Below are 22,540 nucleotides of genomic sequence, written 5' to 3' on the forward strand. Positions count from 1 at the left end.
GGTTGAGGGGCCGGATTCAGGGCTGCTCGGGGCGCGCCCCGGCCAGGGAGTCCAGCAGTCCCGCGCCCCGCTCGGCGTCGTCCACGCTGACCGCGAAGTCCTTGCCCTTGGCCCGGATCACCAGGCATGCGCGCTCCGCAGCATCACCGTCGTGCCCGGTCCGCCGAGCCGGTAGCCCCAGCCGCCGACCTGCGCCGGTGTCCGGTTCTCGGCCCGTGCCCACTCGATGTCCGCCGCGTCCCAGCGCCGCACCGGCCACCCGAGGGGCCCGAGCGCCACGTCCGGACCGCGCTCCGTGACCCGGACCCGTACCGAGGGGCAGGCCGGCACCGAGACCGACCCGAACAGGAACGGCACCATCACCAGCCACATCGGTTCGGCCAGGTCGCCGAGCCCGATGAGCAGTGCGGCCGACGCACCCACCCCGGTGACGGCCGAGAGCCCGTACAGCCACGGGTTCTCCGTGGACGCGAGCCAGACACGGCGTTCACCTGCGGGAATGTCCGTCCGGGGACCCCGCCCGCGCGAGACGGCAGACGCGGGCCGACGGCTCACCAGCACTGCCCCGGCGCCACCGGCGCGCCGCCCGCCAGCACACCGCGCTGGTGACGAGCACGACCCGGATCACGACCGGCACGAGCACGACCGGCCAGACCGGATCCGAACCGTCCGGCTCCCCGAGAGCGTTCCGGTGCGACGCCGTCAGGTCGTCGCGTCCCTTGCGTGCCGCCAGTGGCAGCACCACCAGCAGTGCGAGGATTCCGGCGGCCCAGGCGGCCATCCCCCACACGGGCCCGCTCCTCGGCCCCGTTGGGCCACCGGGCCCACGGTCTCCACGGCCCTCACGTCCGCTCACCGCGCCTGCTTGATCATCTCTATGAGATCGGCCCTGCCGTACCCCAGGTGCGCCCCACCGGCCACGGTCATCCCGCGGCGCGCGCAGCCTTCGTAGGACGGTGTCGGCGTTGACGCCCGGCGCCCGCGACACTCGGCAGGATGATGCCAATGACGCCGGCACCATCCGCTTCCTTCGGCACCTGTCGTGATCCGGGCGTGCCCGATGGTGTGCGGCCGCCGTGAAGAGGGGGCCCGACCGTCGAACCGGATGGCGGGGGCCCTCGTGTGAGGGTCATGAACACGCCTTCCGCCGGCCTCCGCGCGAGAGCCTCCGAGTACGCACTCCTGCCGCTGCGCCTCTTCCTCGGCGTCACCTTCGTCTACGCCGGTCTGGACAAGCTGACCGATCCGGCCTTCCTGTCCGCCACCGGTGACGGCTCGATCGGCCAGCAGATGGAAGCGGTGCGGGACGCCGCGGGCATTCCCGCGCTGATCGACCTTTCCATGACCGACCCGGTCGGCTTCGGTGTCGCGATCGCCCTCGGCGAGCTGGCCGTCGGGCTGGGCGCCCTCGCCGGCCTGCTGACCCGGATAGCGGCCCTCGGCGGTGCGCTGATCTCACTCAGCCTGTGGCTGACCATGAGCTGGTCGACCACCCCGTACTACTTCGGCGCGGACCTGATCTACCTGCTGGCCTGGACCCCACTGATCCTGGCCGGTGCACCGGTCCTGTCCCTCGACGCGCTGCTCCACCGGCGGCGGCGCGGTGCCACCGCCCCGGTACGCACCGACGACGCCCCGACCCTGACGGCCGTCGGACCCCGCGCGGGTGCCCGGCGGGCCCGGGCCCGGGGCCGGGCCCGGGTCAGTCCTTGATCCGCTCCAGCCGTGGTGGAACCGGGCTGCCTGCGTCCGAAGACGGCTGAGCCCCCGCTCCGCCGGGACGGGAGAGGGGGCTTCGCTCGATCAGGAACGGCTCAGAGGGCGCTCTTCGAGGCGCTGTCGACGGTGCACTTCTTGTACTCGCTGCCGTCGCCCTTGCCGGTGTACGCCGTGGTGGCCTCGGCCTGCTTCGACGCACCCGCCTTGACGGTGAGGGCGGCGACCTTGGCCCGGGCGGGGGTCGCCGCCGAGGTGGCGTCCCCACGGAACTCCATGGTGATGTTGTACGTGTAGTCGATCGAGCCGCTGTTGGTGACGGTGATCTTGGCGACGAGGTTCTTGCCCGAGGTGTCCAGCTTGCACTCGTCGATCTTGATGTCGCGCTCGGCCTTGTTGTTGCTGGATCCGCCGGTGACCGAGGAACCGGTGCTGCCGGTGCTGCCGCTCGTGCTGTCGCTGCCGCCGGTGGTGCCACCGCTGGAGCTGCTGGAGCCACTGGAGCCACTGGAGCCCGAGCCGGAACTGTGGCTGCTGCCACCGCAGCTGGCGCCGTGGGAGCCACGGGCTCCGGTGAGTGCGAAGATTGCGATACCGAAGACGGCTACCGCGCGGACATGGCGAAGCTTCACGTCAACCCCGTTGAAATGTCAGTATGTGAAAGGCCCGTTTTGATGGGCGCATGACACCCTAACAGTGGATGGGTGAGCCTCGTGCCGCCGACACGGCGAGGTCCCGACATGCGGGCGCGGACTGTGCCTACGTGGGTACGACGCCTGCTCGCGCTCGCCGTACAGGGCTGAAGGACCGGCGGTGTCGGCGCGCAGGCGCCACCGATGGAACCGAGCCTTCCGCCCGAACTCACCCGTACGCTCCGCCTCTTGGTGCCCACCGCCCTGGCGCTGAGCCGCACCCGTTGCAGTCGTACAGGCGAGCCCGGGGGCTCGTCATCCGGCAGCGGCGTCCTCGGTCTCCCAGCGCAGCAGGTCGCCCGGCTGGCACTCGAGCACCTCGCAGAGCGCGGCGAGCGTGGCGAAACGCACCGCCTTGGCCCGGCCGTTCTTGAGTACGGCCAGGTTGGCGGGCGTGATCCCCACGCGATCGGCGAGCTCGCCCACGGACATCTTCCGCCTGGCCAGCATGACGTCGATGTCGACGGTGATCGGCATCAGATGACCTCGTCCAACTCGGCCTGCATCCGTGCCGCTTCGATGTCGCGCGCGACGGCCTGGGCGAGCAGCATCCGCATGACGAGCACGATGAGCGCGACCCCCAGGATGGCCAGGCCGACCCCGCCCATGATGACGGTGACGCCCGGATCCTCCCGCTGGCCCGGCGCGTTGATGGCTGTGACCCCGAACCACATGAGGGCAGCGGCCACGATCGAGCCGATCACGCCGTCCACGTACCGGAAGGCACCGTGGGAGAAAACGGTTCCGCGCCGCACCATCGTCACCAGCCGCCACACGCAGACCAGGGCGACCTGGGCCGACACCATGCCGAGGATCGTGATCACGCGCAGCGGCGTCAGCGGGAGCGACCCGTCCTCCGGGTCGGTGGCCAACGCCCACACCATCAATGCCTGTACGAACACGGTGCCGACGAGCACCACCACGATCACGGCGCGCAACGCATGCACGGCCAGCTTTCCCACGGCGCGTCCTTCCATCGATTTACGATGGGAATCTATCGAATATCGATAGGTGAGGCAAGGGTCGGCGTGGTGGGGCCGGTCCGCCGAGGCCCGGGCATTCGTCGAACGCCCGGAACCGGCACCACACTCGTCCCCTGCCTGCCGCCGGGCTCGATCGCCTATCCGGGCTGAGGGGGGCCCGACCGGCGAGGCAGTTCGTCGTGGAGCAGACGACCGGTGAGTGCTCCGCCGAAGATGACGACGCCGATGCCGACGAGCCAGGTCTGGATGACGAGGACGGTTCCGAAGGGGCCGTACGTGACGGCGCTGGAGGCGATCAGCGGCGAGAAGACGAGCCGGGAGAAGAGCCGCAGTCCGAGCAGCGCGATCATGGTCGCGACCGCCCCGGGCAGCAGAGCGCTCCATGCCACCCGGCCGCCGAGCAGCAGCCGCTGGGACCACCAGAAGAACAGGATGCCGATCGCCACCGTGACGAACCCGCGGACCGGAGACTCACGCCATGGCGGTGTGATGGCGGACAGGTACAGGACGCCGATCAGCACGCCGAGCCAGACCACATGCCGCCACCTGGCCCGCCAGCGGGCCGGGGGCAGGTCCCAGATCCTTTCGTAGCCGCTCTGCAGCATGGTTCCGAAGGACAGGCCGAACACGGTGAGCACGGCGAGGCCGAATGCCGTCGTGGTCCGCCATGCCTGGCCGGGCAGGGCGAAGAGGCGGTCGATTTCCGCCCTGGCCGCCGGCGACACGCCCAGTCCGTCCCCCAGCCATTGCGCGAATCCCTGCCCGGTGGCGGTGTCCGCCGCGGACACGACGATCAGCAGCGGTACCAGCGTCAGGAACCCCAACGCCGAGAACCCCAGGGAGCGCTGCCACAGGTCGACGTCCCGGATGCGCCCCCAGTGGCGGCCGGCCCGCGCACGGCGAATCGCGCTGCGTATCCGTCCGACGGGCGACAGCCGGCCAGATCCACCCGACCCGATCATTTCGCCGGGTCACGCTCCGACGAGTCGTCGCGACCGATGTCCTGTGACCGGGAGCGATGGGCCGGGGATGAGGTGACGAGCATGGCCGCTCCAGGTGTCGCTCCCACGATAGGACTCCCGTGTCGGGGAATCCATCCGTACGGCTTCCGCCCCGGCCGGCCGGGTCAGGACAGCTTGTCCTGCGGGGTCACCACGGTGAAGAGCGCGCCCTCGGGATCGGCGAGGACGATCCACCGGCTCGCGCTGGACGTCTGTACGGGAGACGCGGTCCTGCCGCCCAGCCGGATCGCGGCCTCGACCACCGCCTCCAGATCGGGCACGCGGAAGTGGACGTGCCATCGGGGACGGACCTCAGGGTCCGGTGCCGCTTCGAGCGCGCCGCCGCTGATGCGGGCCACGGTGTCGCGCCCGTGACGCAGGACGACGTGCGCGTGCTCGTAGGAGACCGCGCAGCAGCCGGGACGCGAGCCGGCCCATTCGAGGACCTCCCCGTAGAAGATGGCGGCCGCGAACGCGTCCCGCGTCCGCAGTTCCAGCCAGGCGGGCGCACTTCCGCGCCCGACCGACCAGTCGGGGACGACCTCGCCCTGCCAGAAGCCGAAAACGGCCCCGGCGGGGTCCGCCGCGAGGGCGATGCGGCCGGTGCCGAAGGCCACGGGGCCGACCGCCATGGTGGCGCCGCGTTCGACGATCCGTGCGGCGGTCACGTCGGCGTCCTCGACGGCGAAGTACGGCGTCCACAGCACCGGCGCGCCGGCGCCCCCGGCGAGTACGCCGATGCCCGCCACGGGGGCCCCGTCGCGGAAGGCGATCACGATGCCCCCGCCGAGGTGGGTGGACCGGAAGTCCCAGCCGAGCACGCCGGCGTAGAACCGCTGTGTGGATTCGAGATCCCGGGCCAGCAGACTGACCCAGCACGGGGCGCCGAAGATCTCGTGGCTCGAAGTCGACACAGCTGCCAGCCTCATCTGCCGTTGACGGGGGACGGAACCCTTCCACCGTAGACCGGGCGGCGGCGCTGGGCCGCGAGGCGCGGTTCGAACGGAGCCATGTCCCTCCTCGGCCTGCGCCGGGCCTCGCGCGGCCCGCTCCCGCGTTTGGCCGGCGGCAGGGCGGGCAGCCGCGTCAACACATGGGGCCCCATGGCGGAGGCCGGCGTGTCGCGGTGCGGTCCGTGACCGGCCGGCCGCGAGCACGACGGGTCACCCCTACCGGGAGGAGTTGTTTCGCGTGACGGAGCATGTGTGGAGCTACCAGCCGGCATCGGGTCATCTGACCTGGGCCGACCTCACCGGGTACAGGGTCGAGGCGACCGACGGTCATATCGGGAAGGTCGACAAGCACTCCTACGACGTGGGTGACGCCTACCTGGTCGTCGACACCGGTGTGTGGATCTTCGGCAAGGAGGTCCTCCTCCCGGCGAGCACCGTGTCCCGGATAGACCTGCAGGAGGAGACGGTCTACGTGAACGCCACGAAGGACCGGATCAAGAACGCCCCCGAGTTCCACCGGGAAAAGCACCTGCAGGACCCCGGATACCGGGCGGAACTCGGCAGCTACTACGGAACGGGAGGGCTGCCCGGCAACGGAGGGCTGCCCGGTGAAGGCCCGGTCGGCAGCCACCGCGCATGAGATCCGCGCCCGCCGCTGCGGCGGGGAAGAATTCGCCGCCGAGGAAAATAATCGGGTACGGAATCGGTGAAGACGGATTCCGAGGGTACACGCCACTTGAGAAGCCCCGGCGGATCCAAGTGTTCCGTCGAATTCCGAACCGGGAACGAGGAGATCATGATTCTTGTCGGGCTTATTCTGTTGATCGTCGGATTCTTCACCGGGATCTCCATCCTGTGGACCATCGGGATCATCCTGCTCGTGGTGGGTGCGGTGCTGTGGATCCTGGGCTCGGTCGGGCACGCGGTCGGCGGCCGGCGCCACTATTACTGACCGGTCGGCCCTGAGCCGTACGAGGGACGCCGGGGCTCGGACTTCGGCCCTCGGGAATTCCGGTCGAACGAAAACGCACGTAGTCCCCATTTCCATTCCGATTACCCAGGGAGTGATCAGCTGTGTCGGACAAGGAGAAGAGCCGCGCCAAGGCCGAGCAGGCCAAGGGAAAGCTCAAGGAGACAGCAGGACGCGCGGTCGGCAATGAACGCCTGACCACGGAGGGGCGGGCCGAAAAGGCCAAGGGTGACGCCCGTCAGGCCAAGGAGAAGATGAAGGATGTCTTCAAGCGCTGACGCGCACCGGCGTCTTCGCCGAGGTCCCGCACCCGTGGTTGGGGTGCGGGACCTCGGCATGTGCACGGCGATACCGTCCGTGACGGCGGATGCATGGAGCCGCGATACGTGTGAACGTGGGACGGCAAGGTTTCCGCGGGTGCGTGCGGCATCGGGGCGCTCACCTCGAACGCGGCCACCTGTATCGATCTGAACCCGGGAGCGATGGGCGGCGGCGGAATGCGAAGCGTGGGCGTGGAAGAAGAGCTGTTGCTGGTGGACGCTGCCACCGGTGAGCCGCTGGCCGTGTCGGGCCCGGTCCTGGCGGCGGCGGACCACTGCACGGGGGAGTGCTCCAAGGGCGGGGGAGCGAAGGAGCACGTCTTCGAGAAGGAGCTCCAGAAGGAGCAGGTGGAGTTCGGCACCAAGCCGGTGACGGAGATGGGCGAGCTCCAGGAGGAGATCGTCCGGTGGCGCACGGAGGCGGCCCGGCACGCGGCGTCCGCCGGAGCCCTCGTGGCGGCCCTCGGCACGTCGCCCCTGCCCGTGCGGCCTTCCCGCAACGCCGGGCTGCGGTACGAGTGGATCGCCGAGCAGTTCGGCCTGACCGCGCAGGAGCAGCTGACCTGCGGATGCCACGTCCACGTCGCGGTCGAGTCGGACGAGGAGGGCGTGGCCGTCCTGGACCGGATCCGCCCCTGGCTCGCCGTACTGATGGCGATGAGCGCGAACTCCCCCTTCTGGCAGGGCGCGGACAGCGGGTACGGAAGCTACCGGAGCCGGGTGTGGAACCGGTTGCCCTCGGCCGGGCCCGTGGACGTCTTCGGGTCCGCCGACCGCTACCACGAGGAAGTCCGCGCGATGGTGGACACCGGCGTGCTGCACGACGAAAGAATGATCTACTTCGACGCCCGCCTGTCGGCCGTCTACCCCACGGTGGAGATCCGGGTCGCGGACGTGTGCCTGGAGGCGGGGACCACGGTGCTGCTGGCCGCCCTCGTCCGCGCGCTGGTCGAAACGGCCGCCCGGGCCTGGCGGGCCGGAGAGCCGCCGGCCCGGGTCGATACGGGCCTGCTGCGGCTCGCCGGCTGGCGGGCCGGGCGGTCGGGGCTGGACGGGCCGCTGCTGCATCCCCTGACAATGACGGAGACCGCTCCTGCCACCGCCGTACGGGCCCTCCACGAGCACGTCCGCGAGGCGCTCGTCGATCACGGCGACCAGGAACGGGTGAGCGCGGAGATCGCCACTCTCCTGAAACGCGGCAACGGGGCCCGCGTCCAGCGCGCGTTGCTGAGCGAGCGAGGTGATCTTGCCGCGGTGGTCCTGGGCTGCGCGGAGACGACGACGGCCACACCCGCCTTCTGACGCCGTCCGCCGCTCAGCTCGCCGATTCGCCCGCCGCGGTGTAGCGGACGCGCGCCCAGAGGGGGAGGACGAACCAGCACAGGAGGTACCAGGCCAGGACTCCCGCGACCAGCCACGGCACGACCGCGTTGTGCGCGGCGACCCGCAGCACGAGGAGGAGGGCCGACGTGCAGGTGGCCAGCAGCAGGATCAGTCCGGTGAAGGTCAGGCGCGAGGCCCACGCGACCGCCTCGGGTTTGATCCGGCGGCCCGAGACGATGCGGTGGAAGGAGACGGGCCCGATCAGCGCCCCCGTCGCCAGCGCGCCCAGCACCACGGTGACGATGTAGATCACCTTGTCGGTCTGGGGCAGCCCCTGGAAGTGCGGGGTGAAGGCGACGGTCAGCAGGAAGCCGAAGAGGATCTGCACGCCCGTCTGCGCGACGCGGATCTCCTGGATGAGCTCCTGCCACTGCCGGTCCGCGCGTTCCTCGACGCTCTCGCTCCGCCCGTTCCGGGCATCCTGCGCCATGAATCCTCCCTCTGTCGCCGGGACCGTCGCGCATGCGCGCGGGACGTCCCGGGTACGGGCGACCCGGCGACCGGGCTGCCGTGGCGGACCGTCAGCGGAGCACGCGTACACAGCCGTCCACAGGGTAGACGCGCCCGCATGACATGGAGGCAGGCGCGGCGGCGTGGTGCGGTGTCGGAGGAATCCAAGGGGTCCAAGGGATCCGAGGGATCCGAGGGATCTGAGGGATCCGAGGGATCCGAAGGGTTCGCGGAAGGGGCCACGGAGGCCGTCCGGCGGCAACGACGTCCGGCCCACCCGGCCGTCCGGGCGCTGGCCATGGTGATCGCCTTCGTCGGGACCGTCCTGTTCGGTGCGGTCCTGGCCCGGCTCACGCTCGAACCGTCCGCCGCGTCGGAGGCCCTCGTCCACAGCAATGTCCGACCCGGTCATTCGATCGGCGCCTATCTGGACGGGACGTCGGTGATCGAGGCGGTGCGCCAGCTGGGCGGGAACCTGCTGCTGGGGCTTCCGTTCGGGGTGCTCCTGCCGGTCCTGCTGCCCCCGGCCCGGGGGCTGGTACGGGTCGGAGCGGTGACGATCGCCCTGATGACCCTGGTGGAGCTCACCCAGGGAGCCCTGATCACCGGACGCGTCTTCGACATCGACGACGTCATCCTCAACACGGCCGGAGCGCTCATCGGGTACGTGCTCATGGGCCTGCGGCTGGGCCGGGCCGTACACCCGCGCCGCAGCCACTGGTGGAACCGCTGAGCCCGGACGGATCGTACGGCGGCCCCCGCCTGCCCGGGATCAGACCTCGCGCCACCGGGCCATCGCCCAGGAGAACGCCCCGAACAGCATCAGCCCGAGGGCGACCGCGACCAGCAGCCACGGCCCCGCCGGCGTTTGGGTGAACGACCTCAGGGTGTCGTCGATGCCCTTCGCCTGCGCCGGGTCGTAGCGCACCGCGGCGTACACGACGAAGCCGCCGACCGCCGTGAACAGGGCGCCCCGGGCCAGGCCGCCGGCCACCCCGAGAAAGTCGACGACGGCGCGCCACCGCGCCGAGACCCCGCCCATGGCGAGATGCTTGCGGAAGCTGCGCCGTGCCGCCTGCACCGCGATGACCGCGCCCGCGACGACGATCCCGAGCCCGGCCGCTCCCACCAGCCACCGGCCGGCGGGCAGATCCAGGGCCCGCGCCGTCACGTCGCGCGACTGCTGGTCTCCGGAGTGCCCTCCTCCGCCCGCCGCGAGCGACAGGACGGAGAAGGCGACCGCGGCGTAGAAGACGGTCCGGCCCGCCGAAGCCATCCGCTTCACCGGCTTGCCGCCGTCGGGTCCGGCCGCGCCGAACACCGCCTCCGACAGGCGCCACAGCATCATGCCGACGAGCCCGATGCCCACGGCCCAGACGAGGACGCCGCCGAAGGGCTTGCCCATCAGCTCCTGGAGGGCGCCCTGACGGTCGGCCTCCTGGCCCCCGGCTTCACCGAAGGCCACGCGCAGGGCCAGTGCCCCGACCAGTGCGTACAGCACCCCGCGGGCCAGCAGCCCGCAGCGCGCCGTGACCTCCCGGCCCCGGCCACCGCGGGACGCGGCCCGGACGCCTCTGCTCGCGCGGCGGTTGCCCATCGCGGTCAGACCTCGCCCCGCCAGGCGCCCGTCTCGGTTCCGCGGGACTCGATGAACAGCTTGAACCGCTTCAGATCACCGGCGACCTGGCGTTTGACGAAGCCGAGCTTGTCGGCTGCGCTCTCCGCCAGCCCGTCGGGCACCCAGTTCATGTGCAGGACGACCTTGGTGGTGGTCGCGTCGATCGGCTGGAAGGTCACCAGCCCGGCCTGGCGCGTCTCCCCGTCCACCGTCATCCATGCGACGCGGCGGTCCGGGTACTGCTCGGTGATCTGCGCGTCGAACTCACGCCGGACGCCGTTCACGTTCGTCACCCAGTGGGTGAGCGTGTCCGTGCGCTGTTCGATGCGTTCGACCCCCTCCATGAAGGCGGGGAACTCCTCGAACTGCGTCCACTGGTTGTAGGCCGTCCGTGCCGGAACGTTGACCTCGACGTACTCCTCGACGTGCGACATGCGTACCCCTTCCGTGTCGTCGTCGGCCCCGCCACGCGGCCCGCGATTCCGGCCGCCGCCGTCAGGACCCTGCAAGACCGCGGCCGCACGTGATGCCCGGGGGGACGGGACACCTGCGTGCGGCCGCGGATCTCGACGGGTCGCCGCCCCGCTCGAAACGGCAACTCGCCGACACTTACGCGTCTGGCCCTGAATCGAGGGCTCAAACAGGAGCGGGAAAAGAATTTCGTACCGTGCCGCACACACTGCCGTGGGTGACGTGCACCGTGCGGGGAGCCTCCGCCCCCGCTACCGGTGCCGGGCCAGGCTGTGGAACAGGACGAGGAGAGCGAACGCGATGACGGCCAGATGGAGCCAGGCGGGGCCGGGCGCCGGGGTCAGGGCCAGGGAGTCGAGCGCGTGAGATGTCATACCGCGCGCCTGCCCCCGTCGCGCGCAACGATGCTCCGGTACGGGGACACGGGGCGGCGCGGGGACACGGGGACACAGGCGCGCGGACCGGCCGGGTCAGAGGCCCGTGGACCTGCCCGAGGTCAGCCGCGACGCCTCGATCTCGGCCCAGACCGCCTTGCCGTTCTCGTGTGTGTGCGTGCCCCAGCGATCGGAGATGCGCTCCACGATGTAGAGGCCGTGGCCGCCCGGGAGGCCACGCTGCGGCGACGGGTGGCGGCGGGGCGGCGTCGTCGTGCCGTCGAAGACCTCCATCCGCAGGACCTCACCGGCCGACAGCGCGAGCTCGATGCAACCACCCGCGTGCAGGACCGCGTTGGTCAGCAGCTCGGACACGAGGAGCAGAGCGTCCTCCGACGTCTCGGTCCCGCTCCAGCCCCAGTCGAGCAGGGCCTGGCGTGCGAAGTCGCGGCCCTTGGCCACGGATCCGCGTACGCCGGCCAGGGCGAGCCGACGGCGCTGCCCCGTGCCGGAAAGCCCGGCAGGCCTGCGATCGCCGGTTTCCGGTCCGATCGTTTCCACTGTGGTCTCTCACCCCCACCGTTGAGATTGGTCTCTGTTCGCGGGAACGAACAGGCCCCGTGGGGCCGAGGACACCCGGGCACACGACTGACAGTCTAAGGGGACCACCGGCCGCTCAGAAGGTTGTCATGTGCAGCCTCAGAGTGAAGCCGCTGTCCGAGGCCCGGATCTCGACCAGGTCGCACAGCTGGTGGATCATCCACAGGCCTCGGCCGCCGTCGGCCGAGGCCAGGGCGGGCCGGCGGCGCCCCGCCAGGGGGTCGGCGAGGTGACCTGCGTCGCGGATCTCGGCCACGACCCCGGCACCGCCCGCACCGTCACCCGTACCCGGACCGGATCCGGCGGTGCTCCACAGCCGGATCGCGCCGCTCCCGCCCCCGTGGGCGAGGGAGTTGGCTGCGGCCTCGGCGACCGCCAGGACGAGGTCGCCGCGCCGCGCCGCGCTCAGGGCCGTGCCACGGGCGAAGGCCTCGGCGTACGCGCGCACCTCGCTCAGCTGCCCGTGGGTGTAGGCCAGCCAGGGCGCACCACCGTCGGGCTCGGGCAGGGGGGCGTCGCAGTCGGCGCAGACCGCCGAGGCGTCCGCGTAGTCCGGGCTCGGCAGGGCCTTGCCGTCCTCCAGCAGCGTGGGATGCGTACGCCGGGCATCGGACACCACGGTGCCCGGCAGGCCGAGGACGTCGTACGGGCACAGGACGGTGGCCTGCCGCCCCGCGAAGGCGGTGTTGATGAGGGCCTCGTGACGGGTGGCCTCCAGCACCTCGGCCCGCGAGCGGCCGGGCCAGATCGGCTCGCCCACGATCCGGGCCGGCCGGTCCGCGCACCCGTCGGCGAAATCCTGCAGGGCGGCCAGGATGCGGCCGGGATTGCGGCCCAGGTGCGTCATGTCCGTCCAGGTGACCCCGGCCGTGGCGGCGCCGAGGTCCTCGCGCAGCGCATCCAGCCGCGGCCCGGGGACGGCCACGAGCACCGGCTCGTCGGCCGCGAGGGCGGCCCGGACGAACCCGCCCACACCTGCCAGGTAGTCCGCCTGCCCCCGGTAGAAGAGGGCAGGGTGGACGAAGGCTCCGGAGGCGCCGGACGCAGGAAGATTGATCATGCTGCGACCTCCAGCGCGGCACATTCGTCCGGGAACATCTCCACGAGCTTGCGGAGCGAGTATGGCGGGTGGTGGAGCAGCAGGCGACGCCCCTGGCCGGTGACGGTGGCATTGGCCTGCACCAGGGCGGCGACGGCGGCCGTGTCGAGGAAGGCAACGGCGGACAGGTCGAGATGGACGACCGGGCCCGGGATCCGGGTGACGACACCCAGTGCCGCGCGCAGGACGGGCCGGGTGTCGAGGTCGCAGCTGCCCCTCAGCAGGGCACCGGGACGGTCGCGCAACGGCCGGGCGGTCAGCGTCGTCGCCGAACCCCTCCCGGCGGGCGCGCACCGCAGGACCGCGTCCGCCCACGTCCCGTCGTCGTAGAGCGCCTGCGCGCCGACGGGCGGGAGGGGCGGGGGGCCGTCGTGCCGGTGGGGTGAGGGCATGGCGCTGCCTACACCGACAGCATCCCGGCGCGCAGCCGCGCCAGGGTCCGGGACAGCAGGCGCGAGACCTGCATCTGCGAGATGCCCAGTTCCGCGCCGATCTCCGCCTGCGTCCTGTCCTCGCCGAAGCGCAGCCGCAGGATCATCCGGTCGCGTTCGTCCAGCTGCTCCAGCAGGGGCGCGAGCGTGTGGAACTCCTCGAAGAGTTCCATGGCGGGGTCGACGTCACCGAGCCGGTCCGCCAGCGGACGGGTCGTCCGGCCCGTCGTCGTCGACGGCTCGTCGCTCTCGGCCGAGGCGTCCAGGGAGCCGCTCGTATAGCCGTTCGCGGCGACCAGCCCGTCGATGACCTCTTCCTCGGTCAGTTCGAGGTGCTGGGCGACCTCCTTGACCGTCGGGGACCGGCCGAGGACGTCGGTGAGGGCCTCCTGGGCCTTGGCGAGCTCCGTACGCCGTTCCTGCAGACGGCGCGGGACGTGCACCGCCCAGGTGGTGTCACGGAAGTAGCGCTTGATCTCACCGGTGATGTAGGGGAGGGCCAGAGTGGAGAACTCGACCTCGCGTTCGGGCTCGTAGCGGTCGATGGCCTTGATGAGACCGATGGTCCCGACCTGGATGATGTCGTCCATGTCCAGACCACCACCCAGCACGCGGGCGCGGAATCGCCGCGCGGCGAACTGGACCAGCGAGAGGTTCATCTCGATCAGGGTGTTGCGGGCGTACTGGTACTCACGCGTGCCTTCTTCCAGGGCACCGAGTCTCAGGAAGAAGAGCTTCGAAAGCTCGCGGGCGTCGGCAGGAGCCATCTCCCGGGCGTTCTTCACCTCGGGCAGTTCCACGTCCTGCCGTGGAATTCCCACGGTGGTGCCGGGCACAGTGGGCGTCATGGGCGCGTCTGTTGCACGAATGGGGCCTGCGACGGTGGCCGAGCGAGACATGGTGGCCGTTCCCTCCCGATTGACTGACGGCTGCTCGGGCGCTTGTGCCCCGACTTCACCGCCTTATTCGCTCCTCGCGAAAACTCCTCTCCGCGGCCGCCGCCGATGAGGTGGCGCGCCGGCCTCCGGGTGCGTGTGCCGCGGGCCTTGGCGCACTCGGCCGACCGTCGAGCAGGCATACTCCCTTGCGGAAGCCGTACAAGTGACGATCCGGGGAGGCGGACATGACCGGAGCAGCGGACGCGTACCACGAAGGCGTCGTCGGGAACAGCTACCCGGCCGGAGCCGGGTGGGTGGTCGCGGCGCACGGGGAGCTCGACCAGGACACACTGGCCCCGCTGGAGGAGGCGCTCGCCTCCGCCGCGGACCAGCACCGGCTCGTGGTCCTCGACGCGGGCTCCATCACCTTCGGCGACTCCTCGTTCCTGAACCTGCTGCTGCGCCTGCACCACCTCACCACGCTGCGCATCGCCGCCCCCGGTGAGCAACTCCGCCGTCTCTTCGCCCTGACGGGCGCCGATACGGTCCTCTCCCTCCACCCGAACGTCGAGGATGCCGTCAGTGGGTCGTGACCGGGTGATCAGGTGAGCCTCCGTCGACGATAGCCTTCATCACCGGTCGTGCGGCGATGGCGGATCCCATCATGTCCTGTCCCCCGCGCCGGCGCGGTCGTTGTCTAGAGTGAGGTTGGCGGATGGCTGAGCGGACGGGCACGAAGGCACCGGGCAGGTCACCGGCGCTCCCCGGCGAGGACAGGATCGGTGAGTCGGAACTGCGCCAGCTGCTGGCCGGCCTGACGGCCGTCCGGGACGGGGACTTCCGTACGAGGCTGCCCGATACGGCGGACGGGCTGCTCGGCGAGATCGCCACCGTGTTCAACGGGATGGCCGACCAACTCTCGCTGTTCACGTCCGAGGTGACCCGGGTGGCCCGCGAGGTGGGCACCGAGGGAACGCTCGGCGGTCAGGCGGACGTACCGGGAGTCGGAGGCGCCTGGCTGGACCTCACGGATTCGGTCAACTTCATGGCCGGAAACCTCACGGCCCAGGTGCGCTCCATCGCCCAGGTCGCCACGGCCGTGGCCAAGGGCGACCTCTCGCAGAAGATCAACGTCACCGCGCGCGGCGAGATCCTGGAGCTGAAGGAGACCATCAACACGATGGTCGACCAGCTGTCCGCCTTCGCCGGAGAGGTCACCCGGGTCGCCCGGGAGGTCGGCACCGAGGGCCGGCTCGGCGGCCAGGCGGACGTCAAGGGCGTGTCCGGCACCTGGAAGGACCTGACCGAGTCGGTCAACGTCATGGCCGACAACCTGACCGCCCAGGTGCGCTCGATCGCGGAGGTCACCACCGCGGTGGCCCAGGGCGATCTGACGCAGAAGATCCGGGTGGACGCGCGGGGGGAGATCCTGGAGCTGAAGGAGACCATCAACACGATGGTCGACCAGCTCTCCGCCTTCGCCGACGAGGTGACGCGGGTGGCCCGCGAGGTCGGTACCGAGGGCAACCTGGGCGGCCAGGCCACGGTGCGCGGGGTCTCCGGCACGTGGAAGGACCTCACCGACAACGTCAACGTCATGGCGTCCAACCTGACGGGCCAGGTCCGTTCCATCGCCCAGGTGGCCACCGCCGTCGCCCGCGGCGACCTCTCACAGAAGATCATGGTGGAGGCGAAGGGCGAGGTCGCCGCGCTGGCCGGCGTCATCAACACGATGGTCGACACGCTGTCCGCGTTCGCCGACGAGGTGACGCGGGTGGCCCGCGAGGTCGGCACCGAGGGCCGGCTCGGCGGCCAGGCACAGGTTCCCCACGTCGCCGGTACCTGGAAGGACCTCACCGACAACGTCAACTCCATGGCGAACAACCTCACCGGCCAGGTCCGCAACATCGCGCTCGTCACGACGGCCGTCGCCAACGGCGACCTGTCCAAGAAGATCGACGTGGACGCGCGGGGGGAGATCCTGGAGCTGAAGACCACCATCAACACGATGGTCGACCAGCTCTCCTCCTTCGCCGCCGAGGTCACCCGGGTCGCGCGCGAGGTCGGCAGCGAGGGCCGGCTCGGCGGCCAGGCCGAGGTCGAGGGCGTCTCCGGCACGTGGAAGCGGCTGACCGAGAACGTCAACGAGCTGGCCGGCAACCTCACCCGCCAGGTCCGGGCCATCGCCGAAGTCGCCAGCGCGGTCGCCGAGGGCGACCTGACCCGCTCGATCACCGTCGACGCCTCGGGCGAGGTCGCCGAACTCAAGGACAACATCAACTCCATGGTCGGCTCGCTGCGGGAGAGCACCCGGGCCAACCAGGAGCAGGACTGGCTCAAGTCCAACCTGGCCCGCATCTCCGGCCTGATGCAGGGCCACCGCGACCTCGCCGCCGTCGCCGAACTCGTCATGGACGAACTGACGCCGCTCGTCGCCGCCCAGTACGGCGCCTTCTACCTCGCCGAGGACGGCCCCGACGGCCCCCTGCTCATCCTGGTCGGCTCCTACGGCCGCCCCGCCGGCAGCGGGGAGGGCACCGGATTCGCCCTCGGGGAGTCCCTCGTGGGGCAGGCCGCGCGCAGCCACCGGATCATCGCCACCGACCAGGTGCCCGCCGGCTACGTCATCTCCTCCGGGCTCGGCCACACCACCCCGGGCAGCTTGATCATCCTGCCCATCGTGGTGGAGGACCAGGTCCTCGGCGTGATCGAGCTCGCCTCCTTCTCCGCCTTCACCCCCGTACACCGGGACTTCCTCGGCCAGTTGATGGAGACCATCGGCGTCAACCTCAACACCATCGTCGCCAACGCCCGTACCGACGAACTCCTCGAGGAGTCCCAGCGGCTGACCGGGGAGCTCCAGGCGCGTTCGGAGGAACTGCAGGTCCAGCAGGTGGAACTGCAGCGCTCCAACGCGGAGCTGGAGGAGAAGGCGGCCCTGCTCGCCAGCCAGAACAGCGACATCGAGGCCAAGAACCTGGAGATCGAACAGGCCCGGCAGGAACTGGAGGACCGGGCCCGGCAGCTGTCGCGCGCCTCCACCTACAAGTCCGAGTTCCTGGCCAACATGAGCCACGAGCTGCGGACACCGCTCAACAGCCTCCTCATCCTCGCCCAGCTGCTCGCCCAGAATCCGACCCGCAACCTCTCCCCGAAGCAGGTCGAGTACGCGGGCATCATCCACTCGGCGGGCTCGGACCTGCTGCAGCTGATCAACGACATCCTCGACCTCTCGAAGGTCGAGGCGGGGAAGATGGACGTCAATCCCGAGCGGGTGGACCTGCCGCAGCTGCTGGAGTACGTCGACGCCACCTTCCGCCCGCTGACCACGCAGAAGAGCCTCGACTTCACCGTCACCACGGCTCCCGACGCCCCGGCCGACCTGCTCACCGACGACGCCCGCCTGCGCCAGATCCTGCGCAACCTGCTCTCCAACGCGGTCAAGTTCACCGAGCGCGGCGGTGTCGAGCTGCGGATCGAACCCGCGGCGCCGCCCGAGGTCCCCGCCGGGCTCCCCGCCCGCGCGCCCATGCTCGCCTTCCGGGTACGGGACACGGGCATCGGTATCCCGGAGCAGCAGCTGGAGTCCGTCTTCGGCGCCTTCCAGCAGGCCGACGGCACCACCAGCCGCAAGTACGGCGGCACCGGGCTCGGGCTGTCCATCAGCCGCGAGATCGCCCAGCTCCTCGGCGGCGCCGTCGTCGCGGAGAGCACACCGGGACAGGGCAGCACCTTCACCCTCTACCTGCCGGTCAGCCGGGCGGACTACGAGGAGGAACCCCTCCCCGGGACCCCCGGGGCGATCGAGGCACCCGTGGCGGCCCGGCACGCCGGCGCCGAAGGACATCCCGTACCCGCAGGCGCCGCCGGCACGGCCGCTGCGGTCCCGCCGCAGCGGCGGGCCCGCCGGCTCCTGGTCATCGAGGAGCGTCCCCACGGCCTGCTCTCCCTCGTCGCCGAGAGCGCCGACCGGGACCTCACCCCCGGCCATCTGCCGACGGGGGACCACCGCGAGGCCGTCCAGGTGGTCAACGCCACGAGCTCACGGGAAGCCGCCGCCGCCCTGGCCTCGCACTCCTTCCACTGCGTCGTCCTCGAACTCGACATGCCCGGCGGCGAGGCCCTGCGCTTCCTCGACGCGCTCGACGGAGACCCGGCGCTCTCCTCCCTCCCGGTCCTCGCCCACAACAACTCCCGCCTGAGGAGCGGGCAGGAGCGGGCGCTGCGGGACCGGGCCGCGTCGCGCCGGCTGGAACTGCTGTCGAGCCTGGACGAGCTCCGGGAACGCATCGTGCTGCACCTGTCCGCCGACCGGCCGGGGGACGTACTGCCCCTCGTCCACGAGGAGGCACAGGACCGGCAGGGAGCCCCTCCGCTCGACGACGACCTGGCCGGACGCACCGTCCTCGTCGTCGACGACGACGCACGCAACCTGTTCGCCCTCAGCGGGGTGCTGGAACTGCACGGTGTCCGCGTCCTGCACGCGGAGGACGGCCGCAAGGGGATCGACACCCTCATCCGCAACGAGGGCGTCGACCTGATCCTGATGGACGTGATGATGCCCGAACTGGACGGCTACGCGGCGACCGCCGAGATCCGGCGGATGCCGGCCTACGCGGGGCTGCCCATCATCGCGGTCACCGCCAAGGCGATGCCGGGCGACCGCGAGAAGAGTCTCGCCGCGGGAGCCAGCGACTACGTGACCAAGCCGGTCGACGCCGACGACCTCATCGCCCGCGTCCGGCACTGGCTCACCGGATGACCCCCGGCACACAGCGGCACGACGACGCCCGCCCGCCGGAATCGGTCGCCACGGAGCCGTCCCCGAACACGGTCCCGCACCATGCGCCGGCCCCCCTGGGACGCCTGGTCGCCACCGTGGAACGGCTGCGCCGCGAGGTGCGGGAGGCGCACGCCGCCGCGGACGGCAGGGCCCTGGTCGAGCTGGCCAAGGGCATTCTGATCGGACAGCTGAGCTGCACCCCCGCCGCGGCGGCACGCCAGCTCGACGAACTGTCCCGCGAGACCGGGATGTCCGTGCTCGAACTCGCCGCCGACATCGTCAACCAGGCCTCCCGCGACCACGTCAGCGAGGTCGCCGCCGAGTTCGCCCGGCGCACCGGCACGCCGGATGCGGCCGAGCCGTCCACCACGGTCTCCGTGCGGCTGCGTACCGCCGAGAGCTGGGTACTGGCCGCCGCCGACGACACCCAGGCGGTGGCCGAATCCCTCCTGACGCACGCCCTCGGGCCCCTGGGCGCGGTCGCCGTCGCCGTCTGGAGCGCGGCCCCCGACGGCTCCCTGGCCCTCGCCGGCCACGCCGGCTTCCCGCCCGGGGAAGCCGCACGCTGGCGCCACGTACCCCCGGGCGTCTCCACCGTCGCCCGCCTCGCGCTGCGCGAGCGCCGACTGGTCACCCTCGCCCGGCTCCAGCACGACGGACCCCCCTCGATCGGCCACCTCCAGCGGCCCGACGGCGGGCGGATGGCCGTACCGGCCGGGTCCGGCGGACGGATCCACGGCGTCCTGGAAATCTGCTGGCCTCAACCCCTGGCACCGCAGTCCCCGCAGATCGAGCGCCAGGTCGAGGCCCTCGCCGAACTGTGCGCCCGCACCATGGACGCCGCACCTGCGGCCGACCCCGGCACGTTCGACGCGGTGCTCCCGGACGTCGCGGAGCTGATCGACCTCTCCGAGGGCCTCCACGACCCCGCTGTGGTCCTCACCCCCGTACTCGACCACGAGGGCCGGCTGACCGACTTCCGCATCCGCCACGCCGGCAGCCGGTTCGTCGATCCCGCCGGGCGGCCGCGCGGCGACGTGAACGGCGCCCTGCTGCTGGAGGCCTATCCGATGGCCGGGGGCGAGAACGGGCTCTTCGACATCATCGAGCGCGTGCACGCGACGGGCGAGCCCTTCCGCGCCGAACGCATGAGCCTGACCGCGCTCGTCGACCAGATCCCCCTCACCTCGGTCGCGGACATCAGCGTCAGCCGCCACGGGGCCGCCGTCCTGCTGATCTGGCGCGTCGAGGACGAGACGGCACGACTGGCCGACCTCCTCCAGCACGCCCAGCGCCTGGGCCGGATCGGCGGCTTCGAGGAGAACCTCGTCACCGGCGCGGTCACCTGGAACGCGCAGCTGTATGCGCTGCACGGTCTGCCGGCCACCGCCCCGCCCGTGCGGCTGCGGGAACTGCCCGGCTACGCCCACCCCGACGACTCCGCCGCCCTGGACCGCTTCCTGCGGGCCGTGCTGCGCTACCGCCGTCCGGCCTCCGTGAACCTGCGCCTGCGCAGGCCCGACGGCATCACCCGGCACATCCGCGTCGTCGCCGAGCCCGTCCTCGACGCCGACCAGCGGCTCCACGCCGTCCGCGGCGCCTACCAGGACATCTCCGCACAGCACTGGACCGAGGTCGCCCTGGCCGCGACCCGGGACCAACTCGCCCACACCGAGGCCGAGTCCGCCGAACGCAACCGCCTCGCCCTGCAGCTCCAGCACGCGATCATGCCCCCCACCCCGCCGGCCGTCGAGGCACCCGGCCTGCGCGTCGCCGTCCGCTACCGGCCCGCCGAGACCGAGTCGCTCGTCGGCGGCGACTGGTACGACACCGTGGTCCTGCCGTCCGGGCTGGTCATGCTCTCCGTGGGCGACGTCGCCGGACACGGAATCGAGGCCGCCACCGGCATGGTCGTCCTGCGCAACGCGCTGCGCGGCCTCGCCGTGACCGGAGCGGGCCCCGCCCAGCTGCTGTCCTGGCTCAACACGGTCACCCACCACCTCGCCAAGCACGTGACGGCCACCGCGGTCTGCGGGCTCTTCGACCCCAGCACCAGGGTGATGCGCTGGGCGCGCGCCGGGCACCTGCCGCCCGTACTCGTCCGCGACGGCGAGGCGGAAGCCTTCCCGCTCATCGAGGGCCTGCTCCTCGGCGCGCTCCCCGAAGTGACGTACGCCGAGCGGGAGGTGCGGCTCGAACCGGACGACACCCTGCTGATGTACACGGACGGGCTGGTGGAGCGGCGGGACTCCTCGGTACAGGACTCGCTCGGCCACCTCATGAACGCGGCGGCCGCCGGCGCCGGAGACCTGGACCGGCAGCTGGACCGCCTCCTCGCCGGGAGCCGGTCCGACACGGACGACGACACCTGCGTCATCGGAATCCAGGTCGGCTGACGCGGCAGAGCGACACCCGGACTCGGCCGCGCTCACCCGCCGACGGGTGCGGAGGACGGCGATCGGCGCCGTGAGCGGCCGTGTTAGCGTGCGGGCATGCGCGCTCCCATCGGGTCCTTCGACAACGCGGTGCCGGCTCCGGACTGCCTCACGGAACTCACCCGGCCCGTCGCCGAAGCGGTCCGCAGCTGGGCCGGCGACGTGCCCGCCGAGCAGATCGTCTACGTGGACACCGACCCCGCGATCGCCGACACCGCTGCCTTCGTCGCCCACTACGGGCCGGAGCTCCTCGACCGGTCGGCGAACTGCGTGGTCGTCGCCGCCAAGCGCGGAGGCATGGTCACCCTCGCCGCCTGCCTCGTGCCCTCCGCCGGCCGGGTCGACGTCAACGGCGCCGTCCGCCGCCACCTGGGCGCGCGCAAGGTGTCCTTCGCGCCGATGGAGACGGCCGTGGAGCTGACGGGCATGGAGTACGGGGGCATCACCCCGCTCGGGCTGCCGGGGGACTGGCCGCTCCTGGTGGACGCGGCGGTCGCCGACATGGCGTACGTGCTCGTCGGCAGCGGACGCCGGCGCGGCAAGCTCATCGCCCCCGGGAAGCTGTTCGCGCAGATCCCCGGGGCCGAACTCGTCGAGGGCCTCGCCCTCCTCTGACGCTCAGGCGATTCCCACGGTGTACGCGGCGCGGTAGCCCTCCCCGTCGGGGACCAGGGCCAGCGTCATCGCGGCCCCGGAGGCGCGGTAGCGGCTGTCACGGGCGTTGGGGTGCTTCGGCGCGCGGCGCTCCGCGTACGGCGGCCGCGCGTACACCCGCACCAGGAGGTCCTCGGGGAAGAAGAACTGCGAGGTCGTCCCGGTACGGCGGTCGGGGCGCACCTTGAAGTGGATGTGCGGCGCCAGCCCCGCGTACCAGCCGGGCACGATCGTGCGGAACGTAGTGCGCCCGGCGGCGTCCGTGACCTGCGTACCGCGCAGGAAGGTGGACCCGCCGGTGGAGTAGGCGCCCGAGGCGTCGGCGTGCCAGATGTCGACCGCGGCGTCCGTGACCGGCCGGCAGCCCGCCGAGGCCCGTACGACGGTGAGGTCCAGCCGGAACGGCACGCCCTTGCGGCCCTCCGTGATGTCGGAGCGGACCCGGTCCAGGTCCAGGTAGTACGGGCCGGCGCCCGCCTCCACGGCGAGGACGCAGGCCGGGGTGCTGCCACCGGGCGACGGCGCGAGGGTCGGTGACGCGGAGGGCTGCCCTGCCGCCCCCCGGGTCCCGGCCGGGCCGGAGCAGGCCGCGGTCAGCGCCGCGACCCCGGCCGATCCGGCGGCCAGCAGGAGGGCACGGCGGCTGGTCGGGGAACTGCCGTTCTCGGTCATGCGAACCTCTCCCGCGCGCTGCGCGACCGTCGAGACCGTCCGCACGGGACGCGCGAC

25 protein-coding genes and 1 pseudogene are annotated in these 22,540 nt (G+C 71.7%); 10 read left to right on the top strand and 16 right to left on the bottom strand.

Annotated elements, in window-relative coordinates:
• Window positions 1-117: 117 nt before the first annotated feature.
• Both KO717_RS37430 and KO717_RS37435 read right to left on the bottom strand, forming a co-directional pair.
• Entirely contained in the window at window positions 118-423 is a 306-nt protein-coding gene (locus KO717_RS37430) for a hypothetical protein (protein WP_367401565.1), read from the bottom strand.
• Between the two features lie 64 nt (window positions 424-487).
• The gene (locus tag KO717_RS37435) at window positions 488-790 is read right to left on the bottom strand and encodes a hypothetical protein (RefSeq protein WP_367401566.1); all 303 of its coding nucleotides are present in this window, start codon (window positions 788-790) and stop codon (window positions 488-490) included.
• Between the two features lie 341 nt (window positions 791-1,131).
• Here KO717_RS37435 and KO717_RS36395 point away from each other — a divergent pair.
• A pseudogene (locus KO717_RS36395) lies at window positions 1,132-1,602 on the top strand (DoxX family protein); the annotation flags it as partial.
• Window positions 1,603-1,814: 212 nt separating this feature from the next.
• Here KO717_RS36395 and KO717_RS36400 read toward each other — a convergent pair.
• The 5 genes from KO717_RS36400 to KO717_RS36420 form a co-directional block, all read right to left on the bottom strand.
• Window positions 1,815-2,348 carry a hypothetical protein gene (locus KO717_RS36400; protein ID WP_301374051.1) on the bottom strand — a complete coding sequence of 178 codons (534 nt, stop codon included), beginning with the start codon at window positions 2,346-2,348 and terminating at the stop codon, window positions 1,815-1,817.
• Window positions 2,349-2,663: 315 nt separating this feature from the next.
• A complete protein-coding gene (locus KO717_RS36405) occupies window positions 2,664-2,885 on the bottom strand; it encodes a helix-turn-helix domain-containing protein (RefSeq protein WP_301374053.1) in 222 nt (73 codons plus the stop codon).
• The gene (locus tag KO717_RS36410) at window positions 2,885-3,370 is read right to left on the bottom strand and encodes a DUF2975 domain-containing protein (RefSeq protein WP_301374968.1); all 486 of its coding nucleotides are present in this window, start codon (window positions 3,368-3,370) and stop codon (window positions 2,885-2,887) included. Before KO717_RS36410 ends, KO717_RS36405 begins: the two co-directional genes overlap by 1 nt.
• A gap of 158 nt (window positions 3,371-3,528) precedes the next feature.
• Window positions 3,529-4,353, bottom strand: a complete 825-nt coding sequence (locus tag KO717_RS36415; RefSeq protein WP_437184617.1) for a ribonuclease BN — start codon at window positions 4,351-4,353, stop codon at window positions 3,529-3,531.
• Between the two features lie 164 nt (window positions 4,354-4,517).
• Window positions 4,518-5,255: a VOC family protein gene (locus KO717_RS36420; protein ID WP_301374972.1), complete on the bottom strand. Its 738-nt coding sequence runs from the start codon at window positions 5,253-5,255 to the stop codon at window positions 4,518-4,520.
• A gap of 328 nt (window positions 5,256-5,583) precedes the next feature.
• Here KO717_RS36420 and KO717_RS36425 point away from each other — a divergent pair, with 328 nt between their 5' ends.
• The 4 genes from KO717_RS36425 (at window position 5,584) to KO717_RS36440 (ending at window position 7,937) form a co-directional block, all read left to right on the top strand.
• On the top strand, window positions 5,584-5,985 hold the full coding sequence (locus KO717_RS36425) for a PRC-barrel domain-containing protein (RefSeq protein WP_301374055.1): 402 nt from the start codon (window positions 5,584-5,586) through the stop codon (window positions 5,983-5,985).
• 156 nt (window positions 5,986-6,141) lie between these two features.
• Entirely contained in the window at window positions 6,142-6,297 is a 156-nt protein-coding gene (locus KO717_RS36430; RefSeq protein ID WP_301374057.1) for a DUF6131 family protein, read from the top strand.
• A 122-nt stretch (window positions 6,298-6,419) separates the two neighbouring features.
• Window positions 6,420-6,593 (top strand): CsbD family protein, encoded by a 174-nt coding sequence (locus KO717_RS36435; RefSeq protein WP_078909548.1) that lies wholly within the window; start codon window positions 6,420-6,422, stop codon window positions 6,591-6,593.
• Window positions 6,594-6,812: 219 nt separating this feature from the next.
• On the top strand, window positions 6,813-7,937 hold the full coding sequence (locus KO717_RS36440) for a glutamate--cysteine ligase (RefSeq protein ID WP_301374061.1): 1,125 nt from the start codon (window positions 6,813-6,815) through the stop codon (window positions 7,935-7,937).
• Between the two features lie 13 nt (window positions 7,938-7,950).
• On the opposite strand, the gene KO717_RS36445 is transcribed toward KO717_RS36440, so the two are convergent.
• Window positions 7,951-8,448 (bottom strand): DUF6328 family protein, encoded by a 498-nt coding sequence (locus tag KO717_RS36445; RefSeq protein ID WP_301374062.1) that lies wholly within the window; start codon window positions 8,446-8,448, stop codon window positions 7,951-7,953.
• Window positions 8,449-8,766: 318 nt separating this feature from the next.
• On the opposite strand from KO717_RS36445, the gene KO717_RS36450 reads away from it, so the two are divergent.
• The gene (locus KO717_RS36450; protein WP_301374064.1) at window positions 8,767-9,201 is read left to right on the top strand and encodes a VanZ family protein; all 435 of its coding nucleotides are present in this window, start codon (window positions 8,767-8,769) and stop codon (window positions 9,199-9,201) included.
• Between the two features lie 39 nt (window positions 9,202-9,240).
• Here the strand turns inward: KO717_RS36450 and KO717_RS36455 are convergent, their stop codons facing one another.
• From KO717_RS36455 to KO717_RS36485, 7 genes are all read right to left on the bottom strand, one after another.
• Window positions 9,241-10,065 carry a DUF1206 domain-containing protein gene (locus KO717_RS36455; protein WP_301374066.1) on the bottom strand — a complete coding sequence of 275 codons (825 nt, stop codon included), beginning with the start codon at window positions 10,063-10,065 and terminating at the stop codon, window positions 9,241-9,243.
• 5 nt (window positions 10,066-10,070) lie between these two features.
• Window positions 10,071-10,520 (bottom strand): SRPBCC family protein, encoded by a 450-nt coding sequence (locus KO717_RS36460; protein ID WP_301374068.1) that lies wholly within the window; start codon window positions 10,518-10,520, stop codon window positions 10,071-10,073.
• Between the two features lie 288 nt (window positions 10,521-10,808).
• Window positions 10,809-10,931, bottom strand: a complete 123-nt coding sequence (locus KO717_RS36465) for a hypothetical protein (RefSeq protein ID WP_301374070.1) — start codon at window positions 10,929-10,931, stop codon at window positions 10,809-10,811.
• 96 nt (window positions 10,932-11,027) lie between these two features.
• Window positions 11,028-11,492: an ATP-binding protein gene (locus tag KO717_RS36470; RefSeq protein WP_301374072.1), complete on the bottom strand. Its 465-nt coding sequence runs from the start codon at window positions 11,490-11,492 to the stop codon at window positions 11,028-11,030.
• 115 nt (window positions 11,493-11,607) lie between these two features.
• Window positions 11,608-12,591 carry a sensor histidine kinase gene (locus tag KO717_RS36475; RefSeq protein ID WP_301374073.1) on the bottom strand — a complete coding sequence of 328 codons (984 nt, stop codon included), beginning with the start codon at window positions 12,589-12,591 and terminating at the stop codon, window positions 11,608-11,610.
• Window positions 12,588-13,022, bottom strand: coding sequence for an STAS domain-containing protein (locus tag KO717_RS36480; RefSeq protein ID WP_301374075.1), 435 nt, complete (start codon window positions 13,020-13,022; stop codon window positions 12,588-12,590). Before KO717_RS36480 ends, KO717_RS36475 begins: the two co-directional genes overlap by 4 nt.
• Window positions 13,023-13,030: 8 nt before the next feature.
• Complete coding sequence (locus KO717_RS36485) at window positions 13,031-13,960, bottom strand: SigB/SigF/SigG family RNA polymerase sigma factor (protein ID WP_437184618.1); 930 nt, start codon at window positions 13,958-13,960, stop codon at window positions 13,031-13,033.
• Window positions 13,961-14,184: 224 nt separating this feature from the next.
• Here KO717_RS36485 and KO717_RS36490 point away from each other — a divergent pair, with 224 nt between their 5' ends.
• From KO717_RS36490 to KO717_RS36505, 4 genes are all read left to right on the top strand, one after another.
• A complete protein-coding gene (locus KO717_RS36490) occupies window positions 14,185-14,532 on the top strand; it encodes an STAS domain-containing protein (protein ID WP_301374079.1) in 348 nt (115 codons plus the stop codon).
• Between the two features lie 122 nt (window positions 14,533-14,654).
• Window positions 14,655-18,701, top strand: a complete 4,047-nt coding sequence (locus tag KO717_RS36495) for a HAMP domain-containing protein (protein ID WP_301374080.1) — start codon at window positions 14,655-14,657, stop codon at window positions 18,699-18,701.
• Window positions 18,698-21,118: a SpoIIE family protein phosphatase gene (locus tag KO717_RS36500; protein WP_301374082.1), complete on the top strand. Its 2,421-nt coding sequence runs from the start codon at window positions 18,698-18,700 to the stop codon at window positions 21,116-21,118. The genes KO717_RS36495 and KO717_RS36500 overlap by 4 nt, the downstream gene beginning before the upstream one ends.
• A gap of 96 nt (window positions 21,119-21,214) precedes the next feature.
• Window positions 21,215-21,772, top strand: coding sequence for a YbaK/EbsC family protein (locus tag KO717_RS36505; RefSeq protein ID WP_301374083.1), 558 nt, complete (start codon window positions 21,215-21,217; stop codon window positions 21,770-21,772).
• Between the two features lie 3 nt (window positions 21,773-21,775).
• On the opposite strand, the gene KO717_RS36510 is transcribed toward KO717_RS36505, so the two are convergent.
• Window positions 21,776-22,483 (bottom strand): intradiol ring-cleavage dioxygenase, encoded by a 708-nt coding sequence (locus KO717_RS36510; RefSeq protein WP_301374084.1) that lies wholly within the window; start codon window positions 22,481-22,483, stop codon window positions 21,776-21,778.
• Window positions 22,484-22,540 lie beyond the last annotated feature (57 nt).

Source organism: Streptomyces xanthophaeus (genome assembly GCF_030440515.1).
GTDB classification, from domain to species: Bacteria; Actinomycetota; Actinomycetes; order Streptomycetales; family Streptomycetaceae; genus Streptomyces; species Streptomyces kutzneri.